The sequence below is a fragment of the Bernardetia sp. MNP-M8 genome (genome assembly GCF_037126285.1).
Classification (GTDB): Bacteria; Bacteroidota; Bacteroidia; order Cytophagales; family Bernardetiaceae; genus Bernardetia.
On sequence record NZ_CP147012.1, the window covers coordinates 4,632,218 to 4,652,235 of the forward strand.

20 protein-coding genes are annotated in these 20,018 nt (G+C 30.8%); 10 read left to right on the forward strand and 10 right to left on the reverse strand.

Annotation, left to right across the window (positions count from 1 at the left end):
* Positions 1-192: 192 nt before the first annotated feature.
* Entirely contained in the window at positions 193-471 is a 279-nt protein-coding gene (locus V9L04_RS18720) for a hypothetical protein (RefSeq protein ID WP_338791448.1), read from the reverse strand.
* Between the two features lie 224 nt (positions 472-695).
* Between V9L04_RS18720 and V9L04_RS18725 the strand changes: the two genes are divergently transcribed.
* Both V9L04_RS18725 and V9L04_RS18730 read left to right on the forward strand, forming a co-directional pair.
* On the forward strand, positions 696-1,613 hold the full coding sequence (locus V9L04_RS18725; RefSeq protein WP_338791449.1) for a ribonuclease Z: 918 nt from the start codon (positions 696-698) through the stop codon (positions 1,611-1,613).
* Positions 1,614-1,661: 48 nt separating this feature from the next.
* On the forward strand, positions 1,662-2,444 hold the full coding sequence (locus V9L04_RS18730; protein WP_338791450.1) for a queuosine precursor transporter: 783 nt from the start codon (positions 1,662-1,664) through the stop codon (positions 2,442-2,444).
* Between the two features lie 73 nt (positions 2,445-2,517).
* On the opposite strand, the gene V9L04_RS18735 is transcribed toward V9L04_RS18730, so the two are convergent.
* The 7 genes from V9L04_RS18735 to V9L04_RS18765 form a co-directional block, all read right to left on the reverse strand.
* Positions 2,518-2,970, reverse strand: a complete 453-nt coding sequence (locus tag V9L04_RS18735) for a DinB family protein (RefSeq protein ID WP_338791451.1) — start codon at positions 2,968-2,970, stop codon at positions 2,518-2,520.
* 37 nt (positions 2,971-3,007) lie between these two features.
* Entirely contained in the window at positions 3,008-3,403 is a 396-nt protein-coding gene (locus tag V9L04_RS18740) for a hypothetical protein (RefSeq protein WP_338791452.1), read from the reverse strand.
* 125 nt (positions 3,404-3,528) lie between these two features.
* A complete protein-coding gene (locus V9L04_RS18745; protein ID WP_338791453.1) occupies positions 3,529-4,758 on the reverse strand; it encodes a bifunctional 3,4-dihydroxy-2-butanone-4-phosphate synthase/GTP cyclohydrolase II in 1,230 nt (409 codons plus the stop codon).
* Positions 4,759-4,866: 108 nt separating this feature from the next.
* Entirely contained in the window at positions 4,867-5,409 is a 543-nt protein-coding gene (locus V9L04_RS18750) for a hypothetical protein (protein WP_338791454.1), read from the reverse strand.
* A gap of 130 nt (positions 5,410-5,539) precedes the next feature.
* On the reverse strand, positions 5,540-6,232 hold the full coding sequence (locus V9L04_RS18755; RefSeq protein ID WP_338791455.1) for a TrkA family potassium uptake protein: 693 nt from the start codon (positions 6,230-6,232) through the stop codon (positions 5,540-5,542).
* A gap of 11 nt (positions 6,233-6,243) precedes the next feature.
* A complete protein-coding gene (gene udk / locus V9L04_RS18760; protein ID WP_338791456.1) occupies positions 6,244-6,909 on the reverse strand; it encodes a uridine kinase in 666 nt (221 codons plus the stop codon).
* 70 nt (positions 6,910-6,979) lie between these two features.
* On the reverse strand, positions 6,980-8,899 hold the full coding sequence (locus V9L04_RS18765) for a sulfatase-like hydrolase/transferase (RefSeq protein WP_338791457.1): 1,920 nt from the start codon (positions 8,897-8,899) through the stop codon (positions 6,980-6,982).
* A 245-nt stretch (positions 8,900-9,144) separates the two neighbouring features.
* Between V9L04_RS18765 and V9L04_RS18770 the strand changes: the two genes are divergently transcribed.
* The 7 genes from V9L04_RS18770 (at position 9,145) to V9L04_RS18800 (ending at position 16,500) form a co-directional block, all read left to right on the forward strand.
* Complete coding sequence (locus V9L04_RS18770) at positions 9,145-10,983, forward strand: L,D-transpeptidase family protein (protein WP_338791458.1); 1,839 nt, start codon at positions 9,145-9,147, stop codon at positions 10,981-10,983.
* A 262-nt stretch (positions 10,984-11,245) separates the two neighbouring features.
* Positions 11,246-11,734, forward strand: a complete 489-nt coding sequence (locus V9L04_RS18775; RefSeq protein WP_338791459.1) for a redoxin domain-containing protein — start codon at positions 11,246-11,248, stop codon at positions 11,732-11,734.
* 98 nt (positions 11,735-11,832) lie between these two features.
* Positions 11,833-13,032, forward strand: coding sequence for an FtsX-like permease family protein (locus V9L04_RS18780; RefSeq protein WP_338791460.1), 1,200 nt, complete (start codon positions 11,833-11,835; stop codon positions 13,030-13,032).
* Between the two features lie 148 nt (positions 13,033-13,180).
* Positions 13,181-14,200 (forward strand): HAMP domain-containing sensor histidine kinase, encoded by a 1,020-nt coding sequence (locus tag V9L04_RS18785; RefSeq protein WP_338791461.1) that lies wholly within the window; start codon positions 13,181-13,183, stop codon positions 14,198-14,200.
* A gap of 201 nt (positions 14,201-14,401) precedes the next feature.
* Positions 14,402-14,863, forward strand: a complete 462-nt coding sequence (locus tag V9L04_RS18790) for a hypothetical protein (protein ID WP_338791462.1) — start codon at positions 14,402-14,404, stop codon at positions 14,861-14,863.
* Positions 14,864-14,875: 12 nt separating this feature from the next.
* Positions 14,876-15,631 carry an AraC family transcriptional regulator gene (locus V9L04_RS18795; protein WP_338791463.1) on the forward strand — a complete coding sequence of 252 codons (756 nt, stop codon included), beginning with the start codon at positions 14,876-14,878 and terminating at the stop codon, positions 15,629-15,631.
* A gap of 119 nt (positions 15,632-15,750) precedes the next feature.
* The gene (locus V9L04_RS18800; protein WP_338791464.1) at positions 15,751-16,500 is read left to right on the forward strand and encodes a transglutaminase family protein; all 750 of its coding nucleotides are present in this window, start codon (positions 15,751-15,753) and stop codon (positions 16,498-16,500) included.
* Positions 16,501-16,559: 59 nt separating this feature from the next.
* Here the strand turns inward: V9L04_RS18800 and V9L04_RS18805 are convergent, their stop codons facing one another.
* Positions 16,560-17,615: a GDP-L-fucose synthase gene (locus V9L04_RS18805; RefSeq protein ID WP_338791465.1), complete on the reverse strand. Its 1,056-nt coding sequence runs from the start codon at positions 17,613-17,615 to the stop codon at positions 16,560-16,562.
* A 131-nt stretch (positions 17,616-17,746) separates the two neighbouring features.
* Positions 17,747-18,859, reverse strand: a complete 1,113-nt coding sequence (gmd, locus tag V9L04_RS18810) for a GDP-mannose 4,6-dehydratase (protein WP_338791466.1) — start codon at positions 18,857-18,859, stop codon at positions 17,747-17,749.
* Positions 18,860-19,236: 377 nt separating this feature from the next.
* Here gmd and V9L04_RS18815 point away from each other — a divergent pair, with 377 nt between their 5' ends.
* Complete coding sequence (locus V9L04_RS18815) at positions 19,237-19,905, forward strand: hypothetical protein (protein WP_338791467.1); 669 nt, start codon at positions 19,237-19,239, stop codon at positions 19,903-19,905.
* Positions 19,906-20,018 lie beyond the last annotated feature (113 nt).

Consider the following 20,018-nt stretch of genomic DNA (forward strand, 5'->3'; position numbering starts at 1 on the left):
ATCAATCCCCAAAAATATCTTCTTGATTAAAATAATGTTATAATATGTAAAGATACTAACCACCTTGTCTTTTAACAAATAGATTCATCATAATTCAATTAATAAAAAAAATCTTCTTAGCGTTTACTAAGAAGATTAATAATTTTTGAATCAAGAGAATATAACTACAAAAAGCTAAATTTTTATCAATTATTAAAACTCATCATCTTCTGAAATATAATCATCATATTCATCGAAATCAGTATCAAATTCGTCAAAATCTGGATCTAAATCAAGGTCTGAAAAATCATCCTCTAAATTAAATTTAGTATCGTCGTCGTCATCTAGATTTTTCACATTCCAAGTAGTTGAAGAAGCTTGATTAGAAAAAGAAGATGGTTCTTCGATAGAAATTAAGCTTTCTTGAGAGGTGTAATTATTTAATAACATAAAAGCAGGATTTTTAGGTGAAATATATAAGGTAAAAATCATTAGCAAGTAATCAGAACTTGATAATGGTTTGGGAAATAGAATAAATGAGGTGATTTTGATACAAGATTATTAAACAAATTTCAATTTACAAAGACGAATTCCAAATTAAGATATAATTTTTGTTGAAAAATAATTTAGTGAACCTAAATTTAGGTTTTTATTTGTATTTTACCCTCTATATTTACTTTTTACTTTTTTTATTGTTCATAACGAATTTTATTATCGTGATTTTTGAACTTACTATATTAGGTGCAAATGCTGCTATTCCTGCACACGGACGTTTTCCTACTTCTCAGGTTTTGTGTATCAATCATAGATATTATATGATTGACTGTGGAGAAGGTGCACAAATACAGTTATTTAGAAATAAAATAAAAATTAATAAAATACATGCCATTTTTATAAGTCATCTTCATGGCGACCATTATTTAGGACTTATGGGACTTCTAAACACCATGAATTTGCGTGGAAGAACCGAACCTCTCTATTTGTGTGCACCCAAAGGTTTACAAGAAATAATTATTTTGCAGCTCAAATATTCTTATGCAGTTCTTAATTATTCGCTTCATTTTGTGGAAACGAATCAAGAAGAATCTGTATTTTTATTTGAAGACGAAAAAGTAACAGTTCATACAATTCCTTTATTGCATAGAATTCCGTGTTGTGGTTTTTTATTTAGAGAAAAAGAAAAAGATAAAAATCTAATCAAAGAAAAAATTCCAACTGATTTGCCTGTTGCTGGAAGAATTGCTCTTAAAAAGGGAGAAAGTTTTGAGTATAATAATCAAATTTTGAAAAATGAAGAGTACACTTATGCACCAAATAAGAGACGAAGTTATGCTTTTTGTTCGGATACTGTTTATTTGCCTTCTTCACCTTTGATAGAAATTATTCAAAATGTAGATTTGTTGTATCATGAGGCTACTTTTACACAAGTACATGAAAAACGGGCTGCACAAACTTTTCATTCTACAGGTCAACAAGCTGCTTTGATTGCTAAAGAAGCAAATGTAGATAAACTCATTTTAGGACATTTCTCTACTCGTTATTACGATTTATTACCTGTTTTGGAAGAGGCACAAGCTGTTTTTCCCAATTCTGCTTTAGCGATTGAAGGCGAAACATTTCCTGTAAACGAATAGATTTTGATTGAATAATAATTACAGAAAGAATAATTTGAATCATCTCAAATGAAAAAAATAGAAACAAATCAAAAGAAACAAAATTTATATATCTTCTTGAGTGGATTGTTTTTGACAAATGCACTTATTGCTGAAGTAGTCGGAACAAAAATATTTTCATTAGAAAAAACTCTTGGTGTTCATCCTGCTCAAATAAAATTACCTATTTGGGATTCTCCCCTTGACTTTAATCTGACAGCTGGTGTGATGCTTTGGCCTGTTGTCTTTGTGATGACAGATATTATAAATGAATATTATGGTAAAAAGGGAGTTCGCAAAATATCTTTCCTTACAGCTGGTTTTATTGCTTATGCTTTTTTTATGATTTGGGTAGTTACTGGACTTTCTCCAGCAGCTTTTTGGGTAGAAATAAATAATCCATTGGATATAAATACGGCTTTTAATCGTATTTTTCTACAAAGCATGGGAATTATTATTGGTTCATTAACAGCTTTTTTATTAGGACAAATTATTGATGTAGTAACTTTTCAATGGCTACGAAAGTTTACAGGAAACAAAAACCTTTGGCTTCGTGCAACAGGCTCTACACTTATTTCTCAATTTATTGATAGTTTTGTAGTTTTGTTTATCGCTTTTTATTTTTTTGGAAATCCGAAGTGGAGTTTTAATCAAGTTGTTTCAGTCGGAATAATCAATTATATCTATAAGTTTTCTATTGCTATTTTACTTACTCCGACGCTTTACATTGTCCATTATTTAATAGATTCTTATTTGGGCAAACAAACAGCCAAAGAAATGATAGAGGAAGCAAGTGAGTCAGAATTGTTTTAAGATAAAAACTGGTTTAAGCAAGAACACTTAAACCAGTTTTATAATACTTGATTTACTGATTACGTAACTTGAATTATTTGATAGCCTTCCTCAAAGCCAACGCATAACCATAATGCACACCTTCATGTGTATTATTAAAATTTATTGCATCTTCAATACTTTTCAAAGTATAATTATAACTTGTTGGATATTCAGAATAAGAATCAAACATAGATTTACTTTCTGAATAATCTTTCTCAAATTTATCAATTAAATCGAAAGCTAGTTTTTTGAGTTCATCTACTTCTGCTTGACTGGCATCAGCTTCTGGTTTTGTTCCTTTTCTATATTTATTAATGAGTTCATCACTAATATACATTTCATTTCCAGAAAGTTTGTAACACAAAAGCTGCTGTGTAACGACAAGATGTCCAAAATTCCAAACTAGATTATTAGAAAATCCTTTTGGAATTTGATTGATTTGCTCTAATGAAAATTCATTCAATAGATTTAAAAAGTTTGTGCGAGTGGTTTTTAGGAGTTGCATATTTCAATTACGAATTAAAAATTACGATTAGAAAATTTTAAATTAAAATAATAGAATAGAAAGTCATTCCACATAATGACCAAAATAAAATAGACGAGAATATAAATAAAGAGATTTTCTGTATCAGAATATAACTGTTAAATTTCTCTATTGCACGTTTATGTCTATTATTTTTTGTGTATAACTTCATAAAATAATAACTAGGAACAACTAAAAGAATATACAATACAAGCAACATGTGACCTATTTCAAAAGAAAATAATGAAAGAAATAAATTTAGGATAATTAGATTCATCATAATAATTACTCCACTCATAGGTCTTTCACTAGAAGTAATTGTTTGTTCAAAACTTGGAGTTGCCATCTCAACGGCTGCTTTATGGTTCTTTCCATATACCCTCTTTACTATCTTAATATTTAAAATACTTAACAAGAATTTGCTTATTATATAAAGCCAAATATTTGTTACTACATATAGCGAATAAAATATTATATCTAAAAGTAAAATCATAAATCATAAAAACTAGTTATGATAAAATGTAATTCGTAATTAAATGCTTACTTCCCCTTCAAAATAGTATGTCCTAATTTATCTCTTTTTGTAGTAAGATATTTTTCATTGTGAGGATTAGCTTTTATTTCAATGGCTACATTTTCGACTATTTCTAATCCATAACCAATAAGACCAACACGCTTTTTAGGATTATTAGAGATTAGTTTTATTTTGCTTACTCCTAAATCTCTCAAAATTTGCGCTCCTACTCCGTAATCTCTAGCATCCATTTTGAAGCCTAGCTTCTCATTTGCTTCTACGGTATCATAACCTTGTTCTTGTAGTTTGTAGGCTTTGAGTTTGTTTACAAGTCCGATTCCTCGCCCTTCTTGATTCATATACAAAACAACTCCTTTGCCTTCTTGTTCTACAAATTTCATGGCTTGTTGGAGTTGGTCGCCACAATCACAGCGTAAAGAACCCAAAATATCGCCAGTTACACATGAAGAGTGAACCCGAACCAAAACAGGTTCATCTTTTTCCCATTCTCCTTTTACAAGTGCCAAGTGTGTATCGCCTGTGTCTTTTTGTGTATAGGCGTGAAGCTGAAAATCGCCCCATTTAGTAGGCATTTTGACATCAACTTCTTTGTCTATAAGTGAATCATTTGCAAGACGATACTCAATCAAATCTTTGATAGTGATGAGTTTCATATCAAATTTATCAGCAACTTCTCTAAGTTTAGGAAGGCGAGCCATTGAGCCATCATCATCCATTACTTCTATCAAAACACCAATGGGCTTAAAGCCTGCTAATTTTGCCAAATCCACAGCAGCTTCCGTATGCCCTGCACGACGCAAAACACCACCTTCTCTAGCTTTGAGAGGATTAATATGCCCAGGTCTGCCGAAATCTTCGGGTTTCATGTTTGGGTCTGTGATGGCTTTTATGGTGGCTGCTCTATCGTGTGTCGAAACGCCTGTTGTACAGCCGTGTCCTAATAAATCAACTGTAACAGTAAATGCTGTTTGTTTTGGGTCAGTATTTTTACCAACCATCAAATTAATTCCAAGCTCATCACAACGCTCTTGTGTAAGTGCCATACAAAGAACTCCACGAGCTTCTTTTAAAACAAAATTGACCATTTCAGGTGTGATACATTCGGCAGCACAAATAAAATCGCCTTCATTTTCTCTATCTTCATCATCTACTACGATTACAAATTTGCCAGCTTTTAGGTCAGCAATTGCTTCTTCGATAGTATCTAATTTTATCTCTGAATTGTTAGTTTTCATAGCTTGTTATTTTGGTATTGCTTGTGGGGACACAAGCAATGGTTAGATTTACCCATACAAGTAAGATTTTATTTTTCTGTTGCTCGTGTCCCCACGAGCGACATCGAACTATTTTTTCTTTTTAAAAGAACGAATAATTGCTTTTTGACTTAGCACAATACTCCATATCCCTTCAAATTTATTTTCCATAGAATTAAAATTTGGATAATTATAAAGTATTTTTTCTTTTCCGTGAAGGAGTTGTAAGTTTTCTTGGTAGAGTGTAGTATCTGTGATATTTTGATAGGCTTCAAAAATCTGTTTTTCTTTGTCGTATTCTATTGCAGAAATTTCTTTATAGTAAGTTATTTTTTCAATAACCTCTATTTCTGTGCTGTCTAACTCTAAAAGCTGATATAATTCTTTTTGTTTTCCTTCTTTATTTACTTCTAAAAACTGTACTATTTGTGATTTCTTATCTTCTATTTTTTTATAAATCTGTTGCGCTTTCGGAGTTGCACTTTCTAGTATTTGTCCTTCTGTTACTTTTGTGATGGTTACATTATCTTTCATTTCATAAAACTCTTCTTTTGTAACAGCTCGTTTGTCTGTAAAGGCATCACAACTTTGAAGTAATAAGGCAAGAGCAAGGAGAGAAAAAAATAATTTCATTTTGGAATAATTACGAATTACGATAATTAAATATAGCTTTACGTACAGAGATAACACAGATATAAGTAAATTTTAATAGCATTAAATTTGAAATTAACTGATAACTATTTACTAGTAACTGGTCGCTGATTTATCGGTTTAGTTCTACAAATTTCTCTACATCATTTGATTTTCCTAGAACAATCAAAACGTCAGATTGTTCTATGGCAATGTCATTTGTTGGTCTATTGATAAGATGTTCGGCAAAAAACTTTCTTCCGTCGTGGTATTCTTCATACACTCGTTTGATTGTAATAAGGTCTAATGCATAGTTATCTTTGAAGCGAACTTGACCTATTTTTCTATTTACAATTCTTCTAGGTGCTTGTATTTCTACAATGGAAAAATTATCAGGTAAAGGCAAAAAAGCTTTCATGTTTGGATTTAGTAGCTTTTCAGCAACGAGCTTTCCTACTTCATCTTCTGGAGAAAGAATTTCCTTTACACCTAGCTTTTCCAAAATCAAACGCTGCTGGTCTGCCATAGCACGAGCAATAATTCGTTTTACATTTAGTTCTAAAAGCTGAACGGTTGTAAGTAAAAGACCTTCTATATTTTCTCCAATGGCTACCAAAACAGCATCCATATCAGCTACATTTTGAGAACTAAGTGCTTTTATATCTGTTGCATCAAGTGCCACAGCATAAGCTACATCATCTTTTATGGATTCTACCCGTTCAATATCTCTATCAATGGCAAGCACTTCTGCACCTCTTGCTGCTAGATTTCGTGCTACTGCATAGCCAAAATGTCCAAGTCCGATAACTGCAAATTTGTCTGCCATTTAATTTAAAATTACTTGATTTGAGATTTTGTTTTTATAATTGATTGAGATTTTGAAGGAATATGTAATTTCTTTTTAAGATGATTAATTACTACTTCAAGTGCAATATCGCAAGTATGATTATTAGGAACAATAATATCTGTATTTTCTTTGTATGGACGGACATAACGTTCGTAAGCAGGCGAAACATGCATCACATATCTATAAAGAACATCTTCTAAATCATAACCACGTTCTTTATTATCTCTCATAATACGCCTTTTTATCTTTACTGGGTCAGTTGCTTCTACAAACAATTTCAAATCTAATAAATCAGAAATTGTTTTATGATAGAATACAAAAAGACCCTCTACAATGATAATTGGCTTAGGTTCGAATACTAATTGTTTCGGTACTATGTTTGGATTATTGAACGTATATTCTTCTTTATAGACAGTTTTGCCTGCACAAAGTTCTGCAATGTCTTTGCTAAACTGTTGGTGGTCAATAGATTGTGGGGTGTCAAAATTAGACACTCCATTTTCATCTATAGGTTGTTCTTCTCTAGGGCGATAATAATTGTCTTGTGAAATCAAGCATACATCATTTGGATTGATGCTTTTCATTAAACGACTCAAAAAGTAGGTTTTCCCAGAACCACTTCCTCCTGTAATGCCAACTAAATACGGTTTCTTCATAGCTTGCAAAGGTACAGATTTTTAAGATATTTGAGAAAAGATATTTAACAAAAATGACATACTAATCAGTTTATTTTTCTGCATAATCTTCCAAAAGAGCTTGTAAATAACTTTTAGCAAAGGGTAATTCTTCTAAAAGTACATTTTTATTTATACCTTCTGTTTTAGTTATTACTTGTGCATCTTTTGTAGTTTCTACATAACGCAATGAGCCATTTGGAGTAATCCAAGTCATTCCCTCATCATAACAATAAAAAGCAAACTGCTTTGAAGATGGGTTTAATAAATCTTTTCCCCATTCAAACTGTGAAGTTTCTACTCCTAATTGTCCTAGAAGGGTAGTAGCAATATCAGTTTGAGAACCTATCCTTGAATTTCTTGTAGCTAAAAACTCTTCTGAAATAGCATTTCCATAGAAAAGCAATGGAATTCTGTATTTTTCACTTCGGTGGGTATCTTTATACATTTTTGGAAGTCGGTGTCCATGGTCTGCAACAAAAACAAATAAAGTTTGGTCATACCAAGATTGTTTTTTTGCTGCTTCCATAAACTTATTTACACTCCAATCGGCATAATAGGCAGCTTTTCTAAATAAGTTAGCCTCTTTTTTATCTTTGTCTGTTTCTGTTTTGGCAATTTCATCATAAGGAGTTTCTATAGGTGTTTCGAAAGGCTCATGGCAGCTTAAAGTCAAGACAGTTGTAAAAAAAGGAGCTTTTTGAGTATTCAAATCTTTGATTACTTTTTCAAAGACAATATGGTCATGTGCCCCCCATTTAGAGTTTTTATCTTTTTCTTCAAACTCATTCTCATCAATAATTTTATCAAAACCTGCCTGATGCCAGTATGCTTTAAAGTTGGCGTACTCCGATTCTCCCCCATAATAAACAGAAGTAGAATATCCTTTTTCTTTAAAAACAGAAGGTAAAGCAGGAAGTTTTTCAAATTTTTGTGGTTCTTTGATAATAGAAGAAAGTTTTTGAGCAGGATAGCCACTCAAAACTCCTACTACACCTTTGTCAGTTCGGTCAGCAGTAGAATAAATACTATCAAATAATATCCCTTCTTGAGTCAATTTAGAAAAATGAGGTGCAATTCCTTTTTCTCCTCCCAGTGTTTCAACGACATCAGAAGTATAACTTTCTAAGATTACCAAAACTACATTAGGACGAGTATAACGAAGAATTTTTTCTTGTTCTTTCGGATTTGATTTATAAATTTCTTTTAAATTTTCTTGAATCGTTTTTTCATCAAAATAAGTAATTCCTGCTTGTTTGCTGGCTTTATTACTTTTCAAAATATTGAATAATAAATTCCAAGAAGTGTTGGTAGCTAGATGATTGAGAGGAGCATGAACAGAATAATAAGCCGAACTTTGATTGATAGGTGCAAGTCCCAAACTTCCACGAATAGCCAAAAACGTAAGTGCTGCCACCAAAAACCAAACCATTCCATAACCTACTGAATACATGATGCTCTTATTGAAATTAAATTTTTCAAACTGTTTTGGTGTATCTACTCCTAATTTTAATATAAATCTATACATTAAAATGCCAAAACTAATCAGACTAACTTCCAAAACAATAGAAAGCAGTAGCTGTGAAGTAGTAATAGATGCCATCATTTGGGTAGGATAAAGCAAAAAGGAAAGCGCATAGGCATTGAGTTTATAGCCCCATTCATGATAAAGCAATGTATCAGTAACATTAATTATTCCTATTAAAATAATTAGTAAATAATTAAACCTATTAATAAATTTTACAGAAAAAATATATCCAATTAATAGAAGTGTTGGAATAGTAATTAAATAACCTGCTGTAGAAAAATCCAAATGAATAGCTTCCCAAAATGCTTGTAACTGCTCTGAAAATGGATATTCATCAAAAACAGAGTGATTATAAATAAAAAATACAGTACGATGAAGGGCAAAATAAAGCAACCAAAATATCCAAAGACGTAACCAAAAAGAAAGACGATAATTCTTTAACATAACCAATTCTATATAAAACAAATAAGTAAAAGTAATTTTTCACAAAAATACAAAACAATGAATAGACTATTACAAAACCATTACGATAAGAATAGTTAATTAATATTGAAATGTATACATTAGATTACCTTTGATTTATTTTCTTCTAAAACTTTTTGCTCACAAAACCGTATATATAGGTACGGATTTTGCAGCCTATGCAAATTCTCATTTTTTTATCTAGTAATTTTTCAACCTTATTTTCTATGAACTACGCTTTATTTTATAAAAAAAGCCATAACTATGCTTTTTTATTCATTATTTCTTTACTCTTCTTTTCTTCTTGTAAGCGAGACAAATTTGGACATAGCACAGAAGAAATTGATATTGCTTATCTAATTCCAGAAACAGAAATTGATGCAGAAGAAGCTCAAATTTGGGTAAAGCAATTAGTAAATGCCAAACAAAGTCAACTTTATTTTCCTGATTCTTTTGCTAGACAATTTTTACAAGAACAAATTTACTTATTTTATCAAAAAAATAATTTTCAACCTGCTTGGTATTCTGCCACAACGGTTTTACCTCATACACAATCCTTAATGGGTTATCTCAAAAATGCAGGTTCAGAAGGATTAAATGAAGATGCCTATTCGCTTGCTGATATAGACGAAATACAAAACTCACTTTTGGGAACAGAAGGAGAATATGATTTGCCAAAACTGATGAAGCTAGATGTTTTTACAACAGCAATGGCTCTGACTTATCTTAATCATACCCATGCAGGACGAGTAAAACCAAATGAAGTAGATGGAGAAGTAAATACGTGGGTAGAAAAATATGAACCTGCCGACTTAGTAGATGAACTTTATAGTGCTGTCCAAAATAATACTATTGATGATATTATCAAAAAAGCAGAGCCTCAATATGAACTTTATGATAAACTCAAAAATGCTAGAGAAGAATATAAAAAAATAGTAAAAGAAGGAGGATGGGAAAAAATTAATTTGGAAGATTATCAAAAATTAAAAATAGATAGTACAGAAGAATTCAATCATCATGTACTTGTGCCTACAATTAGAAATATTTTGAGTAAAACAGGAGATTTGAAACTTTCTGAGAATCAAGTTGCAGATACTTCACAAATCTATGATGACAAACTTCGTGAAGCTGTAAAGAATTTTCAAGAACGTCATACTTTAGAAAGAGATGGAGTAGTAGGAATGAATTTACTCAGAGAAATGGCTACCTCAGCAGAGGAACGATTATTACAAATCGAACTCAATATGGAGCGTTTAAGATGGTTGAGTGATTCGTTGGGAGATAATTATATAATTGTCAATGTTCCTTCTTATTGGATGCGTTTGTATGATTATGGGAAACGTAGTTTCGAAACTAAAGTAATGGTAGGACAATCTTTCCATGAAACACCTTTGTTTATGGATACTATGAAATATATTGTTTTGAGTCCCAAATGGCATGTTCCTGTAAGTATTATGACAAATGAGATGTTACCAAAACTTCGTCGTGGAGGAAGTTATTTTACAAGAAATAATTTTAGTATATACCAACGTACAAGCAGTGGAGTAAAAGAAATTAGTCCAAGTTCAGTAAACTGGAGTAATGTAAGAAACATGGGGAATTATTCTATTGTTCAAAATTCAGGAGCAGGGAATGCACTAGGAAGAGTAAAATTTATTTTTCCAAATGCAAACAATGTATATATGCATGATACACCTTCTACTCGTTTTGGAGAAGCAAACAGAGCCTTGAGTCATGGATGTATTCGTCTTTTTGAGCCTGAAAAATTAGCTAATTATTTACTTAAAGAAAAAGCTGAAAAATGGACGCCTGAAAAAATACATGAAACGATGTATAGTGGCAATACAACAAATGTATATTTAGATAGACAATGGGTAGTTCATATTGTTTATTGGACTACTTGGGTAGATGATGATGGAAGAGTTCATTTTGCAAAAGATGTTTATGGTTATGATAAAACACAAGAGGAAATTATTGCTAAACGTGATGCCAATCTGAAAGAGTGGATGCAAAAACGTACTAAGGAATTTGATAATCTTAAAAGAAAAGAAATTGCTTTAAAATAAAATAACTCAAAGGGTGTAGTAACAAACCTTAAGAATAATTACGAATTTAATTTATTGATTACCAGTTAATTAAATGTTTGAAAATAGTAGTTTATTTAATCCTTAAACCTTATAAAAGCTTTTTAAACTTTTATAAGGTTTGTTTTTTTTGTTGTAAAGCGTATTAAAACCTAACTTTGTAATTACAGAAATAAAGAGCAAACTTTAGTTTGCCTTGTTGCTTTAGACTTCTTAGTTCTTAGTATTATTAAATAAATAAAAAATGAATAAACTACTTATACTCTTATTGTTATCTACTTTTCTGTTTTCGTGTGCTGAAAAAACACCATTTGATAAAGGTGAGCCTGCACCAAGTTTTGTAACAACAGATGTAGAAGGAAACTCTCAAACAATAGAAAAACACACTAAAAATGGTAAAGTAGTGATGCTTTATTTTTGGGCTGATTGGTGTCCAACTTGTAAACAGGAGTTTCCAGAAACACAAGACTATTATGAGAAACTTCAAAAAGAAGGCTTAGAAATTTTGGCAATCAATGTAAAACAACCCAAGGAAGCCTCTGAAAAATTCAAAGAACAATTTGGAGCTACTTTTCCAATGCTTATCGATGCAGATGGAAAAATTTCAGATTTGTATAAAGTAGAAGAGCTGCCAACTAATTTTTTTATAGATGAAGAAGGAAAGATTATTCGTAAAATTGTTGGTTGGGTAAGTGAACAGCAAGCAGAAGTGATTTTGAAACAACAGAAGTAAAAATCAATTACGGATTAAAAATTACGAATTACGATTTTTTAAATCATTGATTTGTAATTTTTTGTAATCCGTAATCCGTAATCCGTAATTGAGTAAATATGAATATCCTAAACTATGCTGTTTTGTCTTTGCTTCGAAGCTGGAAAAAACAAATTGCCTTAATTGTTATTTATGCTTTGGTAGTAGGTTTTTATGCTTCAGTAGTTTTTTTTACAAGTAGTCTGAAAACTGAAACCTCACAGACATTGCAAGATTTGCCTCCTTTATGGGTACAGCAGTTGCAAGGTGGACGGCTTGTTCCGATGTCAGTAGATTTGCAAGATTCTATTTCAAAAATTAGAGGAGTCAAAAGAGTTTTTCCAAGATATTGGGGATATTTCTTTGATGATGCAACAGGCGCAGTCTTGACAGTTATGGGAAGTGATTTTCCAAATGAAGAAATAGGTTTTTTAGATTTCAATTCTAATATTAAAAATGAAATTGAAAATAATCTGAAAAACAAAGTCAAAAGTATAGATAAAAATATATTCCAAAATGGCGTTTTAGTAGGCACAGGGATTTTGGAAACTCGCCAACTTCAATTAGGCGATTTTCTTTCCTTGAATGATGCCAATGGAAAAAAAGTGAGTTATGAAATTGTAGGTACTTTTGGAGCAAAATCAGATTTACTGACTAAAGATTTGATTATTTTACCCATAAAAGAAACTCAAAAAATAATAGGACTAAAAGATTCTCTTTGTACAGATATTGCCGTCGAAATTTATAATCCAGAAGAAATAGAGAATATTGGAAAAAAAATAGATGCTCGTTTTCCATCTTTGCGTGTTGTTACGTTAGCTCAACTTTCTTCTACTTATCAAACACTTTTTAGCTGGCGAGGAGGAATTTTTATTTATGGCTCTTTGCTTTCTGTTTTGGCTTTTTTGCTCTTAATGTGGGAACGAGCTTCAGGACTAAGTAGCAATGAAAAAAAAGAACTAGGTATTTTGAAGGCTATCGGCTGGCAAATCAATGATGTTTTGTTTTTGAAACTTACTGAAGGCATGATTTTGTCAGTTACAGCGACTTTAGTAGGAATTATTTTAGCTTATATTCATGTTTTTGTTTTTAACTCTCCTATTTTGAAGCCTTTTTTGGTGGGCTGGTCAGTGCTTTATCCTGCTTATGATTTGCAACCTTTTGTTAGTTTGGGAGATATTTTAAGTATTTTTTCGCTTTCTGTTGTGCCTTATTTGGCTGCAACTCTTTTTCCTGCTTGGCGTGGAGCAACTACCGAAGCTGCTGATGCGATGAGATAAAATCTGTAATCTGAATAGAAAAATATTCGTAAAATAAAGCTATTTTTTATATATTTAGGTTAAAACATACACAGCTTTTTATTTCAAAATTTATGTTTTAAAATAAATGTATTATTTTAATAGTGTTTAAAGAAATATTTTTATCCTAATGTTTGAAAAAGAGCAACATATTGCAGAGCAAGCCCAATTACTTCTCAATAAAGAATTAACTTCTGAAGAGTGGAAAACAGCTTATGCACATCTTGCTTTAGATTATGCTGATATGTTAGCTGATATGAAATTTCTGACAAAAATTAGTGATAGGTTACACAATAAATTATCGCTGATAAATGAAGAGGTAATTAAGCATTCGACAGAGTTAGAAAATGCTAAAAGATTGATTTCTATTCAAAATAAAAAACTTGAAAAAAAGATAGATCAACGTACTACAGATGTCAGAAATGCCTATTCACAACTTTTAGCTACTCACTCTGAACTAGATCAGTTTGTATATAGAGCTTCTCATGATTTGAAAGGTCCTATTGTACGACTTTTAGGTTTGTGTCAAGTTGCCAATTTAGAAGTAAAAGACCCAGTAGCTATAGAATATTTACAAAGAATAGGAAAGACTTCTTCTGAAATGAATAATATTTTGGAGAATCTCTTATATATAAATATGCTCAAAAATGAAGTTGCCCAACCTGCTGAGTTTGATATTATATATGAAATTGAACGGGTCTATAAAACATTAGGTTTTCTTTCTAATTACTCAAAAACAGAATTTATTATAGAATCTGAAACAAAAGAAGTTAAATTTTATACCGATATAGCCATTTTCAAAACAATCTTAAAAAACTTGTTTGAGTTTTCAATTAAACATATAGATAGTAAAGAAAATAAAAAATCATATATTCAACTACAAATTTTTCAAAAATCAACGGATTTAGAAATTATTATTACTTACAATGGAATAGAAATTCCAACATCTAATTATCATCTGATTTTTAATTTGTTTCACAAAGTAGCTAATCTTGATGAATCGACAGGAACAGAACTTTATACTACACAACTGGCTGCTTACAAACTACATGGCTCTGTAATTTTGTTAGAATCAACTAGAGATAAAACTACTTTTAGTCTTCATTTGCCTTCTTTTGATAAAAAAATAGTTCCAAATCAAAATCACTAAAACTATCTCTACTTTATGGAATTGCATTTGAAACGCTTACAAACTCAACTCAAAAAATGTTATCCATTTATAGAAAATTGAGGTAGAAAACAAAATAACATTTGGGATAAGCAAACTAATTTTATTTACAAAGTAAGACATTTCCAAACTTTAGAAAATCAAATCAAAGATAAATTTTACACAGAGTCAAATTTTGATGATTTGCGTATTTATGCGCTTAATCGCTGGTATAATTTCTGGTCTGCAAAGGGAATTGAATATATTTTTTGCAACTATCCAAATGTAAAACCTCATTCAGATCCTTATCATCACTATATAGATTTTTGGATTGATGAAATTGCCTTCGACCATAAAACAAGCGTTTTTCCAAAAAAATACAATCAAACTATAGAATTTGCTAAAAAGAATCCAACAGATTTACTCAAATGGCTCTATAAAAATCAGTCGAAACAAAAACGATTTCATTTACAAAATCGTTTATTTTTAATTTTATGTGAAAAAGAAGGAAATCATCAAAAACTAAAATCTGAAATTGATTTTATTCAGCCTATTATTGAAGATTATTTACAACACTTTGATTTCGAAAAACTCAAAAAACTAGAATTTAATACTAAGAAAGGAATAAAAACAGCTTATTCAGATTGTATTTTCATTGAAATGTAGTTTTGTAATACTATGAATAATAAATTTTATTTTGAAAAACAGTTTGGTCTTTTTTATGGAAAATTGAATGACAATAAATTGCATCGTCATTATGCTCTACAAATCAGTTTGTCGATTCATGATGAGATAATTTTGAAAACAGAGCAAAAGACTTACGAACAAACCAATTTTTTTATTCCTTCAAGAGTGAAACATCAAATTAGTAATTCAGAAAAACAGCTTATTATTTTAATAAATCCATTGAGCTGTTTAGGACATCAATTTTATATAAAGTATGATACATCTAAAGTTAGTTTTTTGTCAGAAAATCTACGAAATAGCTTATTTAAAATTTTGAAAAACTATGAAGATGAGCAAATTACATTTGATAATTTTTGTAAAGAAATAAAAAAGAGTTTATTAGAATATCAATGCAATTGTGAAAATAATAACCATTTGGAAGATGACAGAATAAAAAAAGCAATTGACTTTATGGATAGTAATTTTGAAAAAACACTTTCAATGGAACAAATGGCTGATTTTTGTGCGCTCTCTTCTACTCGTTTTTTGCATTTATTCAAAGAGAAAACAAAATTGAATTTTAGGAGATACCAGCTTTGGAACAAACTTATTTTTTCACTTCCTTACCTTTCTTCTCATTCAATTACTGAAACAGCCCATACTTTTGGTTTTACGGATAGTTCACATTATACACGAACTTTCAATGAAACCTTTGGCGTTACCCCTAAATTTTTTAAATTATTTTCAAATCAATCAATAGCAAAGTAAAACTTAGCCAGTTTATACAATTTTAGAGTCAAGATATACTGCAATTTTGTAAGGATAAACAAAGAGAATAGGTTTTATTTCTGTTCTCTCAATTTTTATAAAATTACAATTCTAAAGCTATGGATACTAACATAAAAGAAATTGAAATATCTCAATCTTTAAATCTTTCAGAAAATTATCTCAAAGAAACAGCTATTTTAAATTACTCAGCTAAAAACATTCAGAATTTAGTTAAGGAAAGAAATTGGCTCAAGATGAATTCTATCAATCAAGTCAAATCTATTTATAATTATGTTCGTGATGAAATTAAATTTGGTTACAATAAAGCTGATGACATTTCAGCTTCACAGATTTTGAAAGAGGGTTACGGACAATGTAATACAAAGGCAACTTTACTTATGGCTTTACTTAGAGCGTGTAAAATACCAAACAGAATTCACGGTTTTACGATTGATAAAGCATTACAAAAAGGAGCAATTACAGGAATTTGGTATCAATTATCGCCAAAAAATATTTTACATAGTTGGGTAGAAGTCTATGTAAATGATAATTGGTATTTTTTGGAAGGAGTCATTTTAGACAAAGAATATTTGTCTCAGTTACAAAAGGAAAATGCAACCTGCAAAACTACTTTTTGTGGATATGGAGCTTATACAGATAATTTTGAGAACCCAGAAATTGAATGGAATTTAAATAACACTTACATTCAAGATAAAGGAATTAATCAAGATTTTGGTTTATTCGACACACCTGATGAGTTTTACAAAAAACATCAACAAAACTTAGGTTTCTTTAAGAAATTTATTTTTCAAAAAATAGTCAGACATAAAATGAACAAGAATGTAGAAAAAATAAGAAAGGGGAACTAACTATTTTAAATCTAATTTTGTCAGAATACATCTTTTGTATTCTGACAAAATCAATTAATTTACACTTTTATATCAGCTAAAACATTTTTATAAACTTTATTAATTCCTTCTTCTAAAGAAATTTTGTGTTTCCAGCCCAAACCATTGAGTTTATCCACACTCATTAATTTTCTTGGTGTTCCGTCAGGTTTTGAAGTATCAAAAACTAATTCTCCTTCAAAATTTACGATTTTCTTTACCAGCAAAGCCAAATCTTTGATACTCAAATCTTCACCAGTTCCGATATTTACAAGACTTGGGTCGTCGTAATTGTGCATCAAATAAACACAGGCTTCTGCCAAATCATCAGCATGAAGAAATTCTCGCTTCGGAGAACCTGTTCCCCAAACTTCAACCTCAATTTCTTTTCCCTCTTTTGATTTACGAATGCCATATTTATTCAAAACTTCCAAAATGTCATTTTCAGGAAGCTCACTCATATCTTTTCCTTCTACCAAAAAATGACGTAAATTATTTCTAATTCCTTCCCAGTTATTTTGCTCCAAACATTTTCCTAAATGAAATTTTCGGATAAGAGCAGGTAAAACATGAGAGTTCATCAAATCATAATTATCACCTTCTCCAAATAAATTAGTAGGCATAACCGAAATAAAATTGCAATCATACTGACTTCTGTATGCTTCACAGAGTTTTATTCCTGCAATTTTGGCAATGGCATAAGGTTCATTAGTTGCTTCTAAAACTCCTGTCAATAGATATTCTTCTTTAAGAGGTTGAGGAGCAAGTTTTGGGTAAATACACGAAGAACCCAAAAACATCAGTTTTTTGACATTTGTTTTTCGTGCTGCTTCAATGATATTTGCTTCCATCATCAAATTATCATAAATAAACTCGCCTCTATAGGTATTATTTGCCCAAATTCCACCTACTTTAGCTGCTGCCAAAAACACCCAGTCAGGCTTTTCAGCTTCAAAAAAATCGTTTACAGCTTGTTGGTTTCGAAGGTCAAGCTGTTTTGAAGTACGTTCTATAAAATTTGAATATCCTTGTTTTTCAAGCTCTTTTTTGATAGCCGAACCGACCATTCCACGATGTCCTGCAATGTATATTTTCATTTTTTTATTGGTTTGTTCGTTGGTGGGGACACCAACAACGGCAAAAGAATTACGAATTACTAAGTAATATGACTTAATAAAATTTCATTCTGTATTTAACTGATTACTGGTAACTACTCACTGATAACTGACTATTCATAGTAATTCATAATTCTATGTCCACCTTCTTGTAGATATTTATCTTTCTTAAATAAGGCAACATCTGACAAAATCATATCTGTAACAAGTTGTTGCAAATTGTATTTTGGTTTCCAACCTAGTTTTTGTTGTGCTTTTGTAGGGTCTCCAATGAGTAAATCTACTTCGGTTGGACGGAAATAACGAGAATCGACAGCAATTACTTCTGTTCCTACTTGCACTTGATAGTCTGGATTCGAACACGATTTTACAATTCCTTTTTCTTCTTCGTTTTCGCCTACAAATTCTAGTTCAATACCAAGTTCTGCAAAGGCTAATCTACAAAAATCTCTTACTGTGGTTGTGATTCCTGTTGCAATTACAAAATCTTCAGCTTTATCTTGTTGCAAAATCAAATACATGGCTTCTACATAATCTTTTGCGTGTCCCCAATCTCGTTTTGCATTTAGATTTCCTAAAAATACTTTGTCTTGTAATCCAAGGGCAATTCTTGCTGTTGCACGAGTAATTTTACGAGTTACAAAAGTTTCTCCTCTAATTGGACTTTCATGGTTGAACAAAATTCCATTACAAGCATACATTCCGTAGGCTTCTCTATAGTTTACTGTAATCCAATAGCCATACATTTTGGCTACTGCATACGGAGAGCGAGGATAAAAAGGAGTTTTTTCAGACTGAGGAACTTCCTGTACCAAACCATATAGTTCAGAAGTTGAGGCTTGATAAATACGAGTTTTTTCTGTCAAATTTAGAATACGAACAGCTTCCAAGATACGCAAAGTACCCATAGCATCCACATTAGCAACATATTCAGGCATATCAAAACTTACCTTCACATGCGACATTGCACCCAAATTATAAATCTCGTCTGGCTGAACTTCTTGAATGATACGAATCAAATTGGTAGAGTCGGTAAGGTCTCCGTAATGCAACTTAAAACGATAATCGTCGACATGTGGGTCTTGATATAAATGGTCTATTCGGTCGGTATTAAAAAGTGAACTTCTGCGTTTGATACCATGAACTTCATATCCTTTATTGAGAAGAAGTTGCGCCATATATGCGCCATCTTGTCCTGTAATTCCTGTAATGAGTGCTTTTTTCATTCTAAATGTTTAATGTCCGTATTTAATATCTATATTTTTTTCTACTGTTTACAAAAGTAATAAATATATGCTAAAATGTAAGGGTACGACTTTGTTTTGAGAAAAGTATTTTGATTAATTTATTACCCATGTTTTATATCAATAACTGAGCAAAATAAAATATATCTGAAAAAAAATTAGAAAGTGGAAATTGAAACTTTCAAGATACCTTTAAAATATCAGATAGATTTCTATAACTTTCTATAACCTATAAATAATTTTGCCCAGTGTACTCAGAAGTAAAGTAATAATTAAATGTGATTTTGGTGTAATTTTTGGTGTTTATTAACCGAAATTTAACCAAAATACTTATTACTAACTTTTAATCACTTAAGACTATGAAATCTATTACCAAAGTTTTCCTCTTAGCAATAGTAATTTTTCCTACATTGCTGTTTTTTAGTGCATTCCAATCCAATTCTTCAAAGGAAATCTTTTCAGAATCTAAATCTATTTTAGGAAAAGATAGAACAGTTACGATTGATAAGCTACCTACTACAGTAGAAGAATTTTTAGAAATGAGGAATAAAATCAGCAAAACTCCAGAAGGAGGAGCAACCACAATGATTGTTGCTTTGATGATTTACAGCCAAAATGAAGAGTTAGGTTTAGCTTGTTTGACTATTGCTGCTGATAAAAAAAGACTTTCTAAAACCACTAAAAATGAAGGATATAAAGGTTATATTGTTTCAAGAAATGATTTAGGTTTAATAAAAACTCAAATCAAACGCTCTCCTTATGTTCCTTTTTCGTATGTAAAGGGAACAACAGTAGATAATGGCTACAAACTTCCAACAGGAAAACTAGTATTTGATTATTCTACCAACAAATATAGTGGAGATGAAAAAGAAGGAGAAATAAAACTATTTATTCCATCTTCAGGAGCTGATTCGGCTCGTCCTGTTCGTGTTCATAAAAATGATGCAGGAATTTGGAAAGCAACTGAATGGAGTAGTCTTATAGTAGGAATTCGTGCGCCAAAAGTAGATGATGATGATGATTTATAGAATAGTCACAAAAATATATTTTGTATAAATTCTATGGAAAATAAAAAAGGAATTTGAAGTTTATTCAAATTCCTTTTTTATTGTAATGTTGTTTAGGAAGGGAAAAGCATATC